We start from the raw sequence: 18403 nt of genomic DNA, 5'->3' as shown, positions 1-18403 counted from the left end.
CTTAAATACGTATAAAAGTGATATATTTATTAGAAAATATTCGGTTTTTAGAGGTGTTGTGTAATGAAAAGAAGCGAACGGTTAGTCTCAATGACAAATTATTTTTTGGAAAATCCAAAACAACTTAAGTCATTACCATATTTTACAGACATGTTTCAGGCTGCTAAATCATCTATCAGTGAGGATCTCGTGATTGTAGATAAAGTTTTTCAAAAGGAAGGTATCGGACATCTGCAAACGGTAGCTGGTGCGGCAGGTGGGGTTAGGTACATTCCGGGCTTCTCTAAACGAAGTAGTCTTCAGTTTATTGATAAACTTTGCCGTACATTGGAGGAGCCAGTGAGAATCCTTCCAGGTGGCTATCTATATATGAGCGATATTTTAGGTAATCCAAAAATGGTTAATCAAATTGGGCGTGTACTTGGATCGGCATTTTCTGAAGCGGAAATTGACGTGGTAGTGACGGTAGCTACCAAAGGTATTCCTTTAGCATATGCAGTAGCATCATTTTTAGATGTTCCAGTTGTCATTGTCCGTAGAGATCCAAAGGTAACTGAAGGGTCATCTGTAAGTATTAATTATGTTTCAGGATCGTCTCGCAAAATTCAAACAATGGTATTGCCGAAAAGAAGCTTACAGGAAGGAGCAAACGTTTGTATCATTGATGACTTTATGAAAGCGGGAGGTACAATCACAGGGATGACCAGCCTGCTAGCTGAGTTTAATGCTAATGTAAAAGCTATTGGAGTGCTTGCAGAGGCTGATGACGAGGAAGAAGACCGTGTCGTTGAGAATTATACATCATTAGTTAAAATATCAAATGTAGATATAAAGCAAAAACAGATTCAAGTTCTTCCTGGAAATTTCACCCAAAAACAAGGTTGAGTTTTAGATAAAATCTTTCTGAATAAGGGAAAGGTTTTATTTTTTACTATTTTTATGTGTAATTATTTAAATTTTTTTTAAAATTAGGCAGGATTTATCAATGTTTTGTTGAATATTGGTAATAAGCTAAAAGGGAAAAGGTGGTGAAACATCATGGAAGTAACTGACGTAAGATTACGCCGCGTCGCTACAGAAGGAAGAATGCGTGCCATTGCATCGATTACTTTGGATCAAGAGTTTGTAGTCCATGATATCCGCGTTATTGACGGTAATAATGGATTATTTGTAGCAATGCCATCCAAACGCACTCCCGACGGCGAATTCAGGGATATTGCACATCCGATTAATTCGAACACACGTGCAAAAATTCAAGATGCTGTACTAGAAGAGTACCGCAATGCTGGTGAAGCAGAAGTTGAATACGAGGAAGCAGGTGCTTCCTAAGATGTACACAACAAGAGGACTAATCTTAATTGGATTAGCCTTCTTTTTTTGCATAGAATAATTTCCCATATTTAACAAAAAATTAATACCATTAACATATAAACTCACGTGCCTTCATCTACTTGTATCTGTTGAAATAATCCCCTTTTTAAGATATATTCATAATGGATAATTAGAATGGAGGTTTACTTCATGGTAAAACGATATGCTGTTATTTTAGCAGCAGGTCAAGGAACTAGGATGAAGTCTAAATTATATAAAGTACTTCACCCAGTGATGGGGCGACCAATGGTGCAACATGTAATAGATCAAGTGAAGGCAGTACAACTAGATGACATGGTTACAATTGTTGGGTTTGGTGCTGACAAAGTTGTTGAAAAAATAGGAGACGCGAGTAAATTTGTTGTGCAAGAAGAGCAGCTTGGAACTGGACATGCTGTTCAACAAGCAGAAGAAATTTTAAATGGTAAGGATGGGACGACCATTGTAGTTTGCGGAGACACCCCTTTAATTACGGATGAAACGTATCAAGCGCTGTTTAATCACCATGAAAAAGAGGGTGCTAAAGCAACGATATTGACAACAGAAGTCCTTAATCCAACTGGTTATGGCAGAGTAATTCGTAATGAGTCTGGTGAAGTTGAACGAATTGTTGAACATAAAGATGCGAGTGTTCAAGAGCTTCGTGTGAATGAAATTAATACCGGGACCTATTGTTTTGATAACAAAGCACTTTTTGAGGCGTTAAAAGAAGTATCAAACGATAACGCTCAAGGTGAATATTATTTGCCGGATGTAATTGAAATTTTACGAAATAAACGCGAAAAAGTTAGTGCATTTTTAACACCAAATTTTGAAGAAACACTTGGTATTAACGATCGTGTTGCATTGGCTCAAGCCGAGCAAGTAATGAAAAAACGAATTAATGAAAAACATATGCGTAATGGTGTGACAATTATTGATCCAGATAACACGTATATTGGCCCGGATGTTACAATTGAACAGGATGTCTTAATCCATCCTGGAACGATTATCAATGGGGAGTCTACCATTAAGACGAATGCAGAAATTGGTCCCCATACGGAAATCTCTAACTGCATGATTGGTGAGGAAACCGTTATCAAACAGAGTGTCGCTAATGATAGCCAAATCGGTGATCGTGTAAAGATTGGCCCATTTGCTCATATCCGACCAGAAGCATCGATTGGTAATGAAGTGAAAATAGGCAACTTTGTAGAAGTGAAAAAATCATCATTAGGCGACAAAAGTAAAGTTTCTCATCTAAGCTACATTGGTGATGCGGATGTAGGAAGCAATGTAAATATTGGATGTGGAACAATTACAGTCAATTATGATGGTAAAAATAAATTTTTAACAACAATTGAAGATGATGCATTTATCGGATGTAACTCAAATCTAATTGCGCCAGTAACTGTTGGTAAAGGTTCATATGTTGCAGCGGGGTCAACAATAACGAAAAATGTACCAGAGGATTCGTTATCTGTTGCGCGAGCTAGACAAACAAATAAAGAAGGCTATGCATCAAAAATAAAAAATAGAAAATAAGATTAACGGAGGGTTTTACACCATGGCATCAAGCTATAAGGATCCATCTTTAAAAGTTTTCTCATTGAATTCAAATCGTAAACTAGCAGAAGATATTGCGAGCCATATTGGAACAACGCTTGGTGAGTGTACTGTTTCAACATTTAGTGATGGTGAGGTTCAAATTAATATTGAAGAGAGTATACGCGGATGTGACGTTTATGTAGTTCAGTCGACATGTTCTCCTGTTAATCAACACATCATGGAATTACTTATTATGATTGATGCATTGAAACGTGCTTCTGCTAGATCAATTAATATTGTAATGCCATATTATGGTTATGCAAGACAAGATCGTAAAGCACGTGCAAGAGAGCCTATTGCAGCAAAGCTTGTTGCAAATCTTTATGAAACCGCTGGAGCTGATAGGGTTATAACACTTGATTTACATGCACCGCAAATTCAAGGATTTTTCAATATTCCTATTGACCATTTGCAAGGTGTGCCGATCCTATCTGATTACTTTATTAAGAAAGATGTTGAAGATCCAATAATCGTTTCACCGGATCACGGTGGTGTAACCCGCGCACGAAAAATGGCAGAACGGTTAAAAGCACCAATTGGCATTATTGATAAACGTAGACCACGCCCCAATGTTGCAGAAGTAATGAATATTGTAGGTAACATTGAAGGAAAAACCGCAATTTTAATTGATGACATTATCGATACAGCAGGGACAATCACGCTTGCGGCTAATGCATTAATTGAAAATGGTGCCAAAGCCGTTTATGCTTGTTGCACACATCCGGTACTATCGGGTCCTGCTATTGAACGTATTAAGGATTCGAAAATAGAGGAACTGATAGTAACCAATACAATTCCGCTTCCAGAAGAAAAGCAAATTGAAAATATTAAGCAATTATCGGTAGCTCCACTAATTGGTGAAGCAATTATCCGTGTTCACGAATTACAATCTGTAAGTATCCTGTTCGATTAAAGGTTTAGAAATATGTTGATTCGGGAAATATCTATTATAGGCATTTAATGCTTGATAAGAAAGATAGAATAAACATCGATAGACAGTAATTCTAATGGTTATAAAACTTAACAAGTTTAAGTTTTCAAATAATTGGAGGGTGATGAACATGGCAGTAAAACTTAAAGCAACTGAAAGAGAAGATCATGCAAAATCAACTACAAGGAAAATTAGAGAGAATGGACATGTTCCCGGAGTTGTTTATGGGAAAGAAAAAGATGCCAAATCTATTGCTGTAGATAGTATAGATTTAGTAAAAACAGTCCGTGATGAAGGTCGAAATGCAATCATTTCACTTGATATCGAAAATGGTAAACCTGTAGATGTAATGTTGCATGACTATCAAATGGATCCAATTAAAGATGAATTGGTCCATGTTGACTTCTATATTGTAAATATGTCAGAAGAAATGGATGTCGCAGTACCGCTTCATTTGGAAGGTGAAGCAGAAGGTGTTAAAGATGGTGGGGTCTTACAGCAGCCATTGTATGAGCTTCAGGTTCGCGCAAAACCAGGTAATATTCCGGATGAAATTTCTGTTGATATATCTAATCTAGGAGTTGGTGATAGTATTGCAATCGCAGATATTCCTACTGCGAAAAACTATGAATTTCTTGATGATGTTGAAACAACAATTGCTACAGTAATACCGCCTGACACACTAGACGATGTTGAAGAAGCTCCAGATGAAAACGCAGAACCGGAATTAGTTGATCGTAAGGGTGACGCTCAGGACGATCGATAATAGAATGATTTAAACCATATTATATCTGCCCTCCTATAAGACGGGGTTAATCTTATAGGGGGGTTAGTTGTATATATAATCCTTTATTTTTATTACAAAAATAATTACAATGAAAAGAAGATCATCTAAAAGGGAAGAAAACAAATGAAATGTATAGTTGGATTAGGTAACCCAGGTAAAAAATACCAGAATACTCGTCATAATATTGGCTTTATGGTTATTGATGAACTGTTAAATCGATTTCATTGGGATCTAAGCAAAACAAAATTTAATGGTAAATTTGCTATGGAGCATGTTGCAGGCGAAAAAGTCATTCTGTTGCAACCACAAACGTATATGAACTTGTCAGGTGAAGCAATACGGCCGTTAATGGATTTTTATAATATTGATATGGAAGATGTTCTTGTTATTTATGATGATTTAGATCTTCCAACCGGAAAAATCCGCTTGCGAGAAAAAGGCGGGCATGGTGGACACAACGGGATTCGGTCGATGATTGATCACTTAGGTACAAAAGAGTTTAAACGTATCAGAATTGGTATAGGACGTCCTATTTCACCTATTCCGGTTGTTGATTATGTACTTGGTTCGTTTCCAAAAGAAGAACACGAGGATGTTCTATCAAGTATTAAAAAATCAGCAGATGCATGTGAAGCGTGGTTTAACCGTGACTTTATTGATGTAATGAATGATTTTAATAGTTGATACATATTGTAGGAATGTAGAATCGAACGTTTTTGCGATCAGTCACCACTGGATAGTTAATTAACGTATGGTTGTTGTATGAAAAATTGTTATGTGTGAAGATAAAGTTTATAAAATACTTTGAGCGACCGAATACAAGGAGGCTCACCGTTCACCCGTAGGAAGGCCTGTGTTTGAGGGACGGGTATAGCTAAATAATAACAATGTTTACGAAAAGAGCCTAACGTATAAAAAACAGCTTTTCGGATAAACCTATAGGTACCCCATGTTTATTCGAGGAGGTTTGTTTTATGTCTTTTGTCTATCAATGTAGGCATTGTGGGCAAATGCTCGGGAAAATCGATCAGCAAGTTGTTGATACATCAATGCTTGGTTTAGATAAATTATCGATTGAGGATAAAAAAGAAATGATTGCATATCAGGAAAATGGAGATGTTCATATTAAGACAATTTGCGAAAGTTGTGAAGAGTCGTTAGGAACAAATCCACATTATCATGAATTAGATTTTTTCATACAATAAAAGCGTTGAGTAAAAGCTTTGGTCTCCAGCCAAGGCATTTTTGCGCTTGTTAGGGCGAGCTTATATAAATCCTGATCAGTACGAGAAGGATGGATCGCTATGATTACTGTGGGGGTTTACAATGAAAGGTATTAATAATTATTTACAATCAAAGGAAGATATACAATCCATTATAAGTGGTATTTCGAGTGGGATGAATGAGCAGCTTGTTGCGGGATTGGCAGGTTCTGCACGAAGTTTACTTGTTTCCATAATTAATGAGTCCACTAATAAACCAGTATTACTGGTTACGCATCAATTAGTCCAAGCGCAGCAATTATATGATGATTTAGCGGAATTGGTCGGGGAGCAAGATATTCATTTGTACCCTGTAAATGAATTGATAGCTTCAGAAATTGCTATTGCTAGTCCTGAATTAAGAAGCCAGCGTATAGAGTCTTTAACAGCATGGACAAGAAGGGACTCAGGGATATTAATAGCTCCTGTTGCAGCATTAAAACGCATTTTACCACCTCCTAGCTACTTTCAAAATTATCAACTGAGATTTAGTTATGGGGAAGAAATAAATATAAAAGCATATTTAACATCACTTGTAGATATGGGTTATGAACGTGCGACAATGGTAAATACGCCTGGAGAATTCAGTCAGCGTGGAGGCATTATTGATATTTATCCAGTTACAGAAGAGCACCCAATCCGTATAGAGTTATTTGACGATGAGATTGACTCTATACGCTATTTTGATGCAGAAACACAACGATCTTTAGAACAGAAAAAAGAAGTTACTATTGGCCCTGCCACGGAGCTGCTTTTAACGGAAGAAGATATTATTGCAGGCGCTGAACGTTTAGAAAATGCATTAGCAGCAACACTAAAAAAGTTAAAAACCAACGATGCTAAAGAAAAGCTAATCGAGGTAATGGAGCACGACATAGGTCGTTTAAAAAACCTAGAACATTTTCAGGAAATGTACAAATATATTGGATTCCTCTATAAAAATCCTGCTAGTTTATTAGATTATTTGCCATTAAATGGCCTAATTATTATGGATGAAATGAGCAGAATACAAGAAACAGCTACCAATTTAGATACGGAAGAAGCGGAATGGTATAACAGTCTTCTGGAATCGAATCAAATGGTCAGGGAAAGTAGATTTTCATTTGATTGGCATGATGTATGGAATCAATTGCATCATCAACGATTGTATTTGTCTGTATTTTTACGACATATACCAAATACACAGCCACAGAATATTATTAATTTATCGTCAAGAGCTATGCAGGAATTTCATGGTCAAATGCATTTGTTTAAAAATGAGTTAAAACGTTGGGAAAAAGGGGATTTTTCTGTTGTTATACTGGCCCCCGATAAAAAACGGGCAGAAAAAGTCCAATCTATTTTTACCGATTATGATATGGAGGTAGCGGTCACAAAGCAATTAGAGCTACCGGTTAAGAAACCGACTATAGCTGTTGGAAATATTAGTAGTGGTATAGAGTTTCCAATGCATAAGCTAGTCATCATTACAGAAAATGAATTGTTCAAAAAACGATCAAAACGAACAAGGAAAAAACAAAAAATATCGAATGCTGAACGAATTAAGAACTACCAGGATTTAAAGGTTGGGGATTACGTTGTTCATGCAAATCATGGTGTTGGTAGATATTTAGGAATTGAAACGTTGGAAGTTAATGATTTACACAAGGATTATATGCTAATCAAGTACTCTGGTGATGACAAGCTATTCGTACCAATTGATCAAATCGATTTAGTACAAAAGTTTGTTGGCTCAGAAGGAAAAGAGCCTAAACTGTATAAATTAGGCGGTAGTGAATGGGCAAAGGTAAAAAGAAAAGTCCAATCGTCCGTTGAAGATATTGCTGATGATTTAATCAAGCTTTACGCAGAAAGAGAAGCAAAGAAAGGGTATGCGTATTCACCGGATTCTGAGATGCAACGTGAGTTTGAAGCCTCATTTCCGTATCAGGAAACGGAGGATCAGTTAAGGTGTATTGACGAAATCAAACAAGACATGGAAAAAGAACGACCAATGGATCGATTGCTCTGTGGTGACGTAGGTTATGGGAAAACGGAAGTAGCGATACGTGCTGCTTTTAAGGCTATAGCAGACGGGAAACAGGTTGCTATATTAGTTCCCACGACAATTCTAGCACAACAGCATTTTGAAACAATTCGTGAACGATTCCAGGATCATGCTATCAATATTGGTCTATTAAGTAGATTCCGAACAAAAAAACAACAAAAAGATACTATTGATGGGATAAGAAAAGGGTTAGTTGACATTGTTATCGGTACCCATCGTATACTATCAAAAGATTTACAATACCATGATTTAGGTTTGCTAGTAGTCGATGAAGAGCAACGTTTTGGTGTGAAGCATAAAGAAAAAATCAAGCAATTGAAAACAAATGTTGATGTACTTACATTAACAGCGACACCAATTCCAAGAACCCTTCACATGTCGATGCTAGGTGTTCGTGATCTCTCGGTAATCGAGACACCGCCTGAAAATCGTTTTCCTATTCAAACATATGTTATGGAATACAATCCAGTGTTTATCAGGGAAGCAATTGAACGTGAAATGGCCAGGGGAGGACAAGTATTTTTCTTATTTAATCGTGTTGAAAATATTGATGCTATTGCCCGGGAAATCGGTATGTTAGTCGATGATGCAAAAATTGCAATTGCACATGGCCAAATGAATGAGACCGAGTTAGAAAGTGTTATGTTCTCCTTTTTAGAGGGGGAATTTGATGTTCTCGTTAGTACGACAATTATCGAAACGGGTGTAGATATTCCAAACGTAAATACGTTAATTGTCTATGATGCCGATCGTATGGGACTAAGTCAGTTGTATCAGCTAAGGGGACGAGTTGGACGGTCAAATCGTGTCGCCTATGCGTATTTTACATATCAAAAAGATAAAGTATTAACAGAAGTTGCTGAGAAGCGATTGCAGGCCATAAAAGAATTTACTGAGCTCGGATCAGGATTTAAAATTGCAATGCGGGACTTATCGATTCGTGGTGCAGGGAACTTATTAGGTGCACAACAGCATGGGTTTATAGATTCTGTCGGATTTGATATGTATTCACAAATGCTAAAAGATGCAATAGATGCACGAAAAGCTGGAAAAGAAATAGATGACATAAAACCGTTCGAACCAGAACTGGCATTGGATTTAGATGCATATATTCCAGATGAGTATATAAAAGATGAAAAACAGAAAATCGATATGTATAAACGATTCCAAACTGTCGACAACACTGACGATATAGAGGAATTGAAGGAGGAATTGATCGATAGGTTTGGTGATTATCCAGAGGAAGTAGCAAATCTGTTTATCGTTTCCTCGTTAAAAATGCATGCCAAACGGCAGAAGGTCGAATCAATCAGTGAAAAGAACAAAAAGATTGAAATGCTCGTAGATGAAAATCGTAGCCAGGAAATCGATGGATCGAAATTATTCACACTTGCCAATACATTTGGTCGAGGGATCCAGCTTGGTACGGAAAATCAAAAATTAAAAATATCGTATAAGTGGTCACGTGAAGTAAATCACCAACATTATGAGATAGTTGAAGATTTTATCAAACAATTACACTCGGTCAATCGAGATGAATAAAATAAAAAGCGGAATGATGAAAGGCTACTAGTAGCTGGCCGTGGCTTGCTTTGTTGATTATTTAGTTGAATTAACAACGTATACTTTCTTTTCATTAGAAAAATTGTGCTTCGATGTATAGTTCTTACAATATGATTAATACTAAAACCACAACTGGTGATTTTTAACTTGTTTTTAGTAAAAGTGGAAAATCAGCAGATACGATCATCATATGAAAGTGAGGCTTCATCGAATGAAGGCAACAGGAATTGTACGTCGAATTGATGATTTAGGCAGAGTAGTTATCCCAAAGGAAATAAGGCGAACATTACGTATCCGAGAGGGCGATCCGTTAGAAATTTTTGTTGATAGAGAAGGCGAAGTAATTTTAAAAAAATATTCACCTATAAATGAGTTGGGAAACTTTGCGCAAGAATATGCAGAGGCACTATTTGACTCCCTCCATCATCCAGTCTTTATTTGTGATCGTGATGAAATTATAGCTGTCGCGGGAGAATCAAAGAAGGATTATTTAAATAAAAATATTGGTGCGAAATTAGAAAAGGCAGTGGAAAATCGGTCATCACTTTTTGAAACTGAGAAAACCACATTAGAAATTTTAGAAGGCAAAGAGGAAGAAATAGCTTCCTATTGCTTAAGCCCAATAATTGCTAATGGTGACCCGATTGGTTGCGTTATGATGTTCGCAAAAGATGATAAACAACTTAGTAATGTTGAACAAAAGTCGATTGAGACAGCTGCCAGCTTTTTGGCAAAACAAATGGAATAAACTACTTAGATGAAAACAAAAATCAACGTGAAGAAACGTTGATTTTTGTTTTTGGCTTTTTTTGAAGGCTATCTATATCAACTGGAATAGTGTTGGTTCAAGCTCCATTCACATATATGCTATAATGAGATAAAAAATTACTATCGGTTGGAAAGGCGTTTGTCATGGATGGGAACGAGTCAAATAAGTTCGTTAAAGGTGCCTTGCTACTTACATTAGCTGGTCTCATCAGTAAGGTATTAAGCGCTGGTTACCGAATCCCTCTGCAAAATTTGACAGGGGATATTGGATTTTACATTTATCAACAAGTATATCCAATTCTTGGTATGGCGTTAGTTCTATCGCTGTATGGATTTCCATCTGCTATATCAAAAATGACGGTAGATTTAAAAGCACAAGGTATAAATATTTCATTCAGAAATTTTTATGTACCTATTTTCTCCATACTATTTTGTATAAACGGAGCGATATTTATTTTCTTGTTATTTAATGCAGATTCCATTGCGGTTTGGGTGGGAGATGCTAATCTTGCGAATATATATCGGTTTGCCGCTTTTATCTTTTTATTACTACCTTTTTCCGCATTAATAAGAGGAGTTTTACAAGGAAGCAATTATATGAAGCCAACAGCTTATTCGCAGGTTGGTGAACAACTTGTTCGTGTTTGTATTATTATTTTTGCTGCTGTATTTATTTCCGTTCAAGGAGAAACTATATATAAAATTGGAAATGCTGCAGTACTTGCCTCGATAGCAGGAATGATCACGGCAATCTTTATTCTTAGTTTATTTTTTATTAAACATAAACCTTATTTCCATGAAAAAAACGAGATTCCATGGAATTATTATGTGCGAACACTAGTAACATTAGGAATTGTAGCAGCGTTAAATCACATGATTTTGCTAGTCATTCAATTCGCAGATACATTCACACTAGTACCTAGTTTAAAGGAATATGGCTTGTCCCAAATGGAATCAATGGAAGCAAAAGGAATTTTTGATAGAGGGCAGCCACTGATTCAGCTTGGAACTGTACTTGGTTCATCATTTGCTCTAGCACTAATCCCGACTATTTCAAAGGAAAAATTACAAAAAGACCCAGATACCATTTACCATTACATTCGTAGTGCGTTATCATTTAGTCTCTATTTAGCTATTGGAGCAACAATTGGATTAATTTCAATTTTTCCTGAAACGAATATCTTACTATTTGAAAATGAGAAAGGAACAACTAGTTTACGAATTCTTGTAACTGCTATATTACTTTGTTCGGTAGCGATTACAGGATCATCTATTCTACATGGGTTAGGGTATATGAAACGGACTGCGGCATTTATCCTTATTGCCTTATTTGCAAAATGGATATTAAATCAATTCATGGTACCGTTTTGGGGGATAACTGGCGGTGCGATAGCAACCGTTGTCAGCCTGCTTGTACTTTCGGTGCTGGTCATACTAGAACTTAGAAGAAAATTGCCCAAATTGCGTTATATTGAACAGATCAACTGGCGTTCACTTCTTACTGCAAGTATTGGTATGACGGTGTACCTATGGATAATTGATTATCTATTTTCCTTTACAAACCTATCATCTCGCATAGAATTACTAGTTTATGTTATGTTTATCGCAATAACGGGTGCGATTGTGTATATTCTATTATTAATTAGAACTGGAGCATTTTCGAAAAAAGCGTTATCGATGCTACCATTCGCAACCTTTTTCATTCGATTACATAGTGGGAGGAACACAAAATGAATAGAAAAATCCAAGTTTTAGGATTAGGCGCAGGTGATATTAACCAGCTTCCTCTTGGGGTTTATAAAAAGTTAACTGACACTGAAAATACGATTTATGTACGAACGTTAGATCATCCAGTCGTAAAAACATTGGAACGAGAAGGCGTTAAGTTCGAATCATACGACAAGGTTTATGAGGCACAGGATCAATTTGCAGATGTTTATCAGAGCATTGTAGATGATTTACTAGAAAAAGCAAAACAATCCACGATCATTTATGCCGTTCCTGGTCACCCAATGCTTGCTGAAAAAACAGTTCAGCTTTTACTTGAGCAAAACGAAATAACTGTTGAAGTTAGTGGTGGTCAAAGCTATTTAGATGCTCTTTTTACTACGTTGAAAATAGATCCAATCGATGGCTTTCAGTTTGTTGATGGAACATCATTCGAGCGTAGTCAGCTCGAATTTAGGCAGCATATCGTTTTTTGTCAGGTCTATGATCGTTTTATCGCATCTGAAGTGAAGCTTGCTCTATTAGAAGATCTTCCACCAGACTACCAGGTAACCATTGTTGAAGCAGCTGGTAGCAAACAGGAAAAAGTTACAACTGTTCCATTAGAAGAATTGGATCATTCATTAGAGATAAGCAATTTAACAAGTGTCTATATTCCACCAGTAAAAGCTAATCATCTAAACCATAAGTTTGCTCGCCTCAGGGAGGTAATTGCACAGTTACGTGGACCAAATGGCTGTCCATGGGACCAAGCGCAAACACATGAAACACTTCGTGAATATGCAATAGAAGAAGTATATGAGCTTATCGATGCTATTGATGAACAGGATGATGAAGGAATTGTTGAAGAACTAGGTGACATTCTTCTGCAAGTAATGCTACATAGTCAAATTGGCGAGGATAACGGGTATTTCATGATTGATGACGTTATCCAATCCATTACCGATAAAATGATTCACCGGCATCCACATGTGTTTAGTGATACAACGGTAGATTCGGTTGATGATGTCTATCAAAACTGGGATAAGCTTAAACAGGAAGAAAAGGGTGACACGCGGAAGTCTGTTCTTGACGGGGTGCCGAAAAGCTTATCAGCACTTGCAAGAGCAGCTAAGCTACAACATAAAGCAGCAAAGGTTGGCTTTGAGTGGGACTCAGTTGATGGTGTTTGGGAAAAGTTTGCAGAAGAGTTAGAAGAGGTAAAAGAAGCAATAAAAGAAAAAGAGACAGATAAAATAGAATCTGAATTAGGTGACCTTTTGTTTGTACTAGCTAACTTATCAAGGTATTATAAAATAAACCCGGAAATCGCCTTAAACCGTACCAATCAAAAATTCATTTCTCGTTTTTCGTATATCGAAGCAAAATTAGAACAACTTGGAAAAAATATTAGCGAAGCGTCATTAGAGGAAATGGATAATTATTGGAATAAAGCTAAAGGAAATGAGTGATTATAATTGCGATTAGATAAATTCTTAAAGGTATCCCGTTTAATTAAACGTCGAACTCTAGCGAAAGAGGTTGCCGATCAAGGACGGATAACGATCAACGGCAATCAAGCAAAAGCATCTTCAACTATAGAAGTTGGTGATGAGTTAGTTATTAAGTTTGGCCAGAAAGTGGTAACCATTGAAGTGAAAGTATTGAAAGAGACTGTGAAAAAAGACGAAGCAGAGATGTTATATAAGGTTATTAAAGAAGAAAAAATTAGTAGCTAGTAAATCAAAAGCGAAGCGGGCAAGACCTGTGTCTATTGCTTACGTCAAGCGCCACTAGCCCGCACGAAGCTAAACGTGACTATAGCGAGCTGATAATTTATCCAAAGTTATAGACTGAAAAATTAGTAACTAGATTTGTTCTATACTTGTCCCTTCTTTCATAAAGTAATAATGATAAGGAGGGCGAAACATATGAATAATTATTATGAAAAAGAAACGGTAAATCGTGTTCAACAGGACCATTATGTTAAAATTAATAATCGGAAAAACTTAGAAATTACTGGTGTTAAAGAAGTTGATAGCTTTGACAATGAGGAATTTTTGCTCGAAACTGTTATGGGCTATTTAATTGTTCGTGGACATAATCTCCAGCTAAAGAATTTAGATGTCGGCGAAGGCTTAGTTACGATTAAAGGAAAAATCTATGAGCTTTCCTATGTGGATGAACACCAGCAGGAGAAAGCTAAAGGGTTCTTTAGCAAGCTATTTAGATGACTCTAAGTGTTCAATTTATGACTATGATTGCCATGGTTATAGCTGGCTTTTATTTGGGAATGGTACAGGATACGTATAGGCGCTTTACAAAGCACTGGAAAGGTAAACTTTTTTTAACGTATTTTATGGAAATTTCCTTCTGGCTTTCACAGACATTGATTCTATTTTATGTGCTATTTCGTGTTAATGCTGGAGAGTTGAGGTTTTATGTTTTTCTTGCTTGTTTATTAGGATTTGCAGCATACCAGGGCCTTGCTTCTAATTTGTATAAGCGGTTGTTGGAACGTGTTATAAAAATTGTTCTGATGTGTTATCGATTTATAAAGAATTTAGTTCAAATGATTATTATTGCTCCGATTAAATACGTTATACAGATTTTGATTACGGTTATTTTGTTTATTGGCCATCTTCTGCTTACTATTTTTCTCTTTATCGTTAAGCTTATTTATACGCCATTAAAATGGATTTTTATGACAATCTACCGGATCCTGCCAAAAAACTTTCAAAACTTTTTACACAAATTAGCAGGTTTTTATAGTACAATGAAGAATATATGTATTAAATGGTTAAAGTATTTTAAATTTAAGGGGAGGTAGCCATAGGTGTCTACAAAGAAAAAAACGGTAACAAGATTAGATTCGAATTATATGCAGCAATACGATGCACATATAGAAAGACAAAAGAAGAAGAAAAAGCGCCTAATTCGCCGTCTTGTGTTATTTTCTATAGTAACAGTTATTGTTATTGGTAGTATGGCTACATATCATGTGAATCAGCGTGCACTTCAGGCGGAAAAAAAGGACCAATATGAACAGCTTCAGGACAAGCTTGCTACTTTGAAAAAGCAGGAAGAGAATTATCGTGAAGAAATTAATCTGTTGGAAGATGAGGAATATGTTTTAGAAATTGCCAGGACGAACTATTTCTTCTCCAAAGAAGGGGAATTAATCTTTAAAATCCCTGATGAAGATCCCTCTTATTGACACCCTTTTATATGCTTAGCTATAATATATTAGTACTATATATTGAAAAATTTTAAGGAGGAGCATTTTTTTTATGTCAATCGAAGTAGGCAGCAAGCTGCAGGGAAAGGTAACAGGTATCACTAATTTTGGAGCTTTTGTAGAGCTTGGGGAAGGAAAAACTGGCCTTGTCCATATTAGTGAGGTTGCCGACAACTATGTTAAAGACATTAATGAACACTTAACTGTTGGTGATGAAGTGTTGGTTAAAGTGATTAATGTCGAAAAAGATGGCAAAATTGGATTATCGATTAAGAAAGCAAAGGATAAGCCAGTACGCCAAAGAAACAATCGTGATCGCGGTGAATCTTTTGAATCAAAAATGAATAAGTTTCTAAAGGATTCAGAGGACCGTTTAGCCTCTTTGAAGAAGCACACGGAATCCAAACGTGGAGGTCGAGGTGCTAAAAGAGGATAGCAACTGCTGTCTATAGAGGATGCTCTATAATCATAAATAAAAAAAGCAGGTACCCACTTTTATAGCGGGTACCTGCTTTTTTGTAGGACAGGGTCTCTTATTTCAATTACTATCAATAGAATTGTTGTTTTTACACAAAAAACATAAACTGCGACATAAATTTTTGATTAGGCTAAAGTTCCGGAAATACACTGCGCTTTCCGCGGGAAACGCTTCAGCCTCCTCGGAAGAAACTCACTTCCTACGGGGTCTTCAGCTGTTGCTTTCCCGCAGGAGTCTCCGTGTATACGGGCTGCGGTATCCAAGAACAACAATACGTCGCATTTTACTGAAACTACGTGGTTAAAAAGCAACAAAATTTATGGAAAAGCCAATAGAAAAAGACCTGCTAAAGGGTTATACCTCTAGCAGGTCTTTGTTTAGATCTAGCTTCGGCTCCTAGAAGTTGCCTACGCTTTTTGTAATAGCGGCGGAGGGGATCGAACCCACGACCTCACGGGTATGAACCGTACGCTCTCGCCAGCTGAGCTACGCCGCCAAAATCAGTCACAAAAAATATCATACATCAGTGGTAGATTTGTGTCAATAGAAATTGCCTATTTTGTAATTTTTGATTAAATGGAAAGTGCCGCCTCGTAAAAAGGCAGCACATTTAATTTAACTGTTCTGTGGCTCTGCTTCAAAGTGTTACATGAACTTTACCTTGTTCCTCTGCTTCACGACTTCTTTCCTGATTATACGCATCGTCCTCAGCATCTGGTTTTGTGCGTTTAATGAAGAACGACAATATAAATCCTAAAATTGCAAATCCGGTTGCTACCATAAATGAATCGTTTATTCCTTCAATTGTTGCGAGACCCTTAATCATTGCGAATTCCTGTTCACTAGGCATCCCTGTTTTCGGCATGAAATCAGCAATATGGTCAGCAGCACGGTTACTCATTACGGTTATTAAGAAAGCAGTACCAATAGCACCAGATAGCTGTCTAAGCGTATTGGCCATTGCAGTACCATGTGAATACAAACGTCTTGGTAATTGGTTTAATCCGGCTGTCATAATCGGCATCATGATCATGGAAATACCGACCATTCTAGCAGTGTACAATAACATCATAAACGTATACGTTGTTGAATCCGTTAAATCCGTAAAAAAGTAAGTTGTTACAGCAGTAATTCCTAATCCAAGTAATGCTAATGGACGTGCACCAATTTTATCAAAAAGCTTCCCGGTAATTGGTGACATGATTCCAGAGACGATAGCTCCAGGCAATAATAACAATCCTGATTCCATAGGAGTAAATCCTCTGACATCTTGTAAATAGAGTGGTATTAATAGCATAGCCGCAAACATTGCCATAGTTACGACAACGTTTATGACAGTAGTTAATGAAAACATAGTGTATTTAAAAACACGAAATTCCAGCATTGGTGTCTTAATTCGTAGTTGTCTAAATACAAAAATAATCATTGTAACAGCACCGACAGCTAAAGTTGTAAGAACAATCGAATCTGACCAGCCATCCTGACCGGCAGCACTAAATCCGTAAAGTAATCCACCAAATGCAATGGTAGATAAAATAATTGATGCTATATCAACTTTCGGTTTAGATAGTTTGGTCACGTTGCGTAATAGGAAATATGCAAGAATGACGTCAATGACCGCTATTGGTAATACGATGAAAAATAATAAGCGCCATGAAAATGTTTGGACAATCCACCCAGACAATGTTGGTCCAATAGCAGGTGCCGCCATCATAGCTAGACCAATCAGTCCCATTGCACCGCCACGTTTTTCAATTGGAAAGAGACTTAGGATAACGTTTGTTAATAATGGCATCATAATACCTGCGCCAGCAGCTTGAATGACTCTACCAATTAAAATTAAAGCAAACCCCGGTGCTATACCACAAATAAGTGTTCCTAAAGCAAATAGTGACATTGCTGTCAAAAATAACTTTCTAGTTGAGAACTTTTCCATTAAAAATGCAGTAATTGGAATCAAAATACCATTTACGAGCATAAAGATTGTTGTTAACCATTGTGCAGTAGTCATATCTATTTTTAAATCTTCCATCATTACAGGTAATGCCACATTCATAAGCGTTTGGTTTAAAATTGCTACAAATGCTCCAAGTACCATTACAAAAATAATCGGACCTTTTGGCACTTTTGAAGCATCAATATAAGCTGATCTAGTTGTACGGTTTAACACGTTTCATCATCTCCGGTAATCTTAATTTTTTCTTTGATTAATTGGTGAATTTCAATTAACTGTTCTACATCACTATCACTTATTTCATGTAGTTTAGAAAGACGTTGCATAAATAACGCATGTGCCTCTTTCTTTTTTTCTTCCCCAAGAGGCGTTAAATTCAAAATGATTGCTCGTCTGTCTTCAGTTGAACGCTCTCGCTTAACATAATCTGCCTTAACTAAACGATCAACTGTACTACTAATAGTACTTTTACCCGCACTCATTTTTTTGGTGAGGCTTAGTAAACTTAAATTAGGTTCTTCAGATAAAATTTTAAGTATTTGCAGCTGAACGATTGTTACACCTAATTCATTTGCGTGCTGCCACATCTGTTTATAAAAGAAACGATTAACTTCTCGAAACGAGAATATAATGTCTCGGATTTTTTTATCAGAATCCATATAATTTCTCCTTTAAACTATAATAGTTCACATGCGAACAATTCGCACGAG

The 18403-nt window shown here is 36.6% G+C and carries 18 protein-coding genes and 1 tRNA gene; 16 read left to right on the top strand and 3 right to left on the bottom strand.

Going from position 1 to position 18403, the window contains the following annotated elements; all coding sequences use genetic code 11:
- Positions 1-63 precede the first annotated feature (63 nt).
- The 16 genes from purR to CS937_RS12855 all read left to right on the top strand — a co-directional run bounded on the left by purR (position 64) and on the right by CS937_RS12855 (position 15697).
- Positions 64-885, top strand: coding sequence for a pur operon repressor (gene purR / locus CS937_RS12930; protein ID WP_099158901.1), 822 nt, complete (start codon positions 64-66; stop codon positions 883-885).
- Positions 886-1038: 153 nt separating this feature from the next.
- Positions 1039-1329 carry a septation regulator SpoVG gene (spoVG, locus tag CS937_RS12925; RefSeq protein WP_099158900.1) on the top strand — a complete coding sequence of 97 codons (291 nt, stop codon included), beginning with the start codon at positions 1039-1041 and terminating at the stop codon, positions 1327-1329.
- A gap of 192 nt (positions 1330-1521) precedes the next feature.
- Entirely contained in the window at positions 1522-2895 is a 1374-nt protein-coding gene (gene glmU, locus CS937_RS12920) for a bifunctional UDP-N-acetylglucosamine diphosphorylase/glucosamine-1-phosphate N-acetyltransferase GlmU (protein ID WP_099158899.1), read from the top strand.
- Between the two features lie 22 nt (positions 2896-2917).
- Positions 2918-3871, top strand: a complete 954-nt coding sequence (locus CS937_RS12915) for a ribose-phosphate diphosphokinase (protein WP_099158898.1) — start codon at positions 2918-2920, stop codon at positions 3869-3871.
- A 148-nt stretch (positions 3872-4019) separates the two neighbouring features.
- Positions 4020-4655, top strand: a complete 636-nt coding sequence (locus tag CS937_RS12910) for a 50S ribosomal protein L25/general stress protein Ctc (RefSeq protein ID WP_099158897.1) — start codon at positions 4020-4022, stop codon at positions 4653-4655.
- 144 nt (positions 4656-4799) lie between these two features.
- Positions 4800-5360 carry an aminoacyl-tRNA hydrolase gene (pth, locus tag CS937_RS12905; protein ID WP_099158896.1) on the top strand — a complete coding sequence of 187 codons (561 nt, stop codon included), beginning with the start codon at positions 4800-4802 and terminating at the stop codon, positions 5358-5360.
- Between the two features lie 290 nt (positions 5361-5650).
- Positions 5651-5881 carry an anti-sigma-F factor Fin gene (gene fin / locus CS937_RS12900; protein ID WP_099158895.1) on the top strand — a complete coding sequence of 77 codons (231 nt, stop codon included), beginning with the start codon at positions 5651-5653 and terminating at the stop codon, positions 5879-5881.
- A 121-nt stretch (positions 5882-6002) separates the two neighbouring features.
- Positions 6003-9527 carry a transcription-repair coupling factor gene (mfd, locus tag CS937_RS12895; RefSeq protein ID WP_099158894.1) on the top strand — a complete coding sequence of 1175 codons (3525 nt, stop codon included), beginning with the start codon at positions 6003-6005 and terminating at the stop codon, positions 9525-9527.
- Positions 9528-9759: 232 nt separating this feature from the next.
- Positions 9760-10296, top strand: coding sequence for a stage V sporulation protein T (gene spoVT, locus CS937_RS12890; RefSeq protein ID WP_099158893.1), 537 nt, complete (start codon positions 9760-9762; stop codon positions 10294-10296).
- 164 nt (positions 10297-10460) lie between these two features.
- Positions 10461-12050 carry a putative polysaccharide biosynthesis protein gene (locus CS937_RS12885; RefSeq protein WP_099158892.1) on the top strand — a complete coding sequence of 530 codons (1590 nt, stop codon included), beginning with the start codon at positions 10461-10463 and terminating at the stop codon, positions 12048-12050.
- Positions 12047-13495: a bifunctional methyltransferase/pyrophosphohydrolase YabN gene (gene yabN / locus CS937_RS12880; RefSeq protein WP_099158891.1), complete on the top strand. Its 1449-nt coding sequence runs from the start codon at positions 12047-12049 to the stop codon at positions 13493-13495. Before CS937_RS12885 ends, yabN begins: the two co-directional genes overlap by 4 nt.
- Before the next feature lie 6 nt (positions 13496-13501).
- The gene (locus CS937_RS12875; protein WP_099158890.1) at positions 13502-13762 is read left to right on the top strand and encodes an RNA-binding S4 domain-containing protein; all 261 of its coding nucleotides are present in this window, start codon (positions 13502-13504) and stop codon (positions 13760-13762) included.
- Between the two features lie 192 nt (positions 13763-13954).
- Positions 13955-14257 carry a sporulation protein YabP gene (gene yabP / locus CS937_RS12870; protein ID WP_099158889.1) on the top strand — a complete coding sequence of 101 codons (303 nt, stop codon included), beginning with the start codon at positions 13955-13957 and terminating at the stop codon, positions 14255-14257.
- Entirely contained in the window at positions 14254-14853 is a 600-nt protein-coding gene (yabQ, locus tag CS937_RS12865; RefSeq protein ID WP_099158888.1) for a spore cortex biosynthesis protein YabQ, read from the top strand. Before yabP ends, yabQ begins: the two co-directional genes overlap by 4 nt.
- 6 nt (positions 14854-14859) lie before the next feature.
- A complete protein-coding gene (locus CS937_RS12860; protein ID WP_099158887.1) occupies positions 14860-15240 on the top strand; it encodes an FtsB family cell division protein in 381 nt (126 codons plus the stop codon).
- Positions 15241-15313: 73 nt separating this feature from the next.
- Positions 15314-15697 carry a S1 domain-containing RNA-binding protein gene (locus CS937_RS12855; RefSeq protein WP_099158886.1) on the top strand — a complete coding sequence of 128 codons (384 nt, stop codon included), beginning with the start codon at positions 15314-15316 and terminating at the stop codon, positions 15695-15697.
- Positions 15698-16161: 464 nt separating this feature from the next.
- Here the strand turns inward: CS937_RS12855 and CS937_RS12850 are convergent.
- From CS937_RS12850 to CS937_RS12840, 3 genes are all read right to left on the bottom strand, one after another.
- Positions 16162-16235: transfer RNA gene (locus CS937_RS12850), tRNA-Met, on the bottom strand.
- A 141-nt stretch (positions 16236-16376) separates the two neighbouring features.
- Positions 16377-17837, bottom strand: coding sequence for a DHA2 family efflux MFS transporter permease subunit (locus CS937_RS12845; protein WP_099160059.1), 1461 nt, complete (start codon positions 17835-17837; stop codon positions 16377-16379).
- A gap of 65 nt (positions 17838-17902) precedes the next feature.
- Entirely contained in the window at positions 17903-18352 is a 450-nt protein-coding gene (locus tag CS937_RS12840; protein ID WP_099158885.1) for a MarR family winged helix-turn-helix transcriptional regulator, read from the bottom strand.
- Positions 18353-18403 lie beyond the last annotated feature (51 nt).

It is taken from the genome of Virgibacillus ndiopensis (assembly GCF_900187325.1).
Taxonomy (GTDB): domain Bacteria; phylum Bacillota; class Bacilli; order Bacillales; family Amphibacillaceae; genus Virgibacillus_E; species Virgibacillus_E ndiopensis.
Note: the sequence above shows the minus strand (reverse complement) of the source record. Positions and strands in the feature narration are given on the sequence as shown.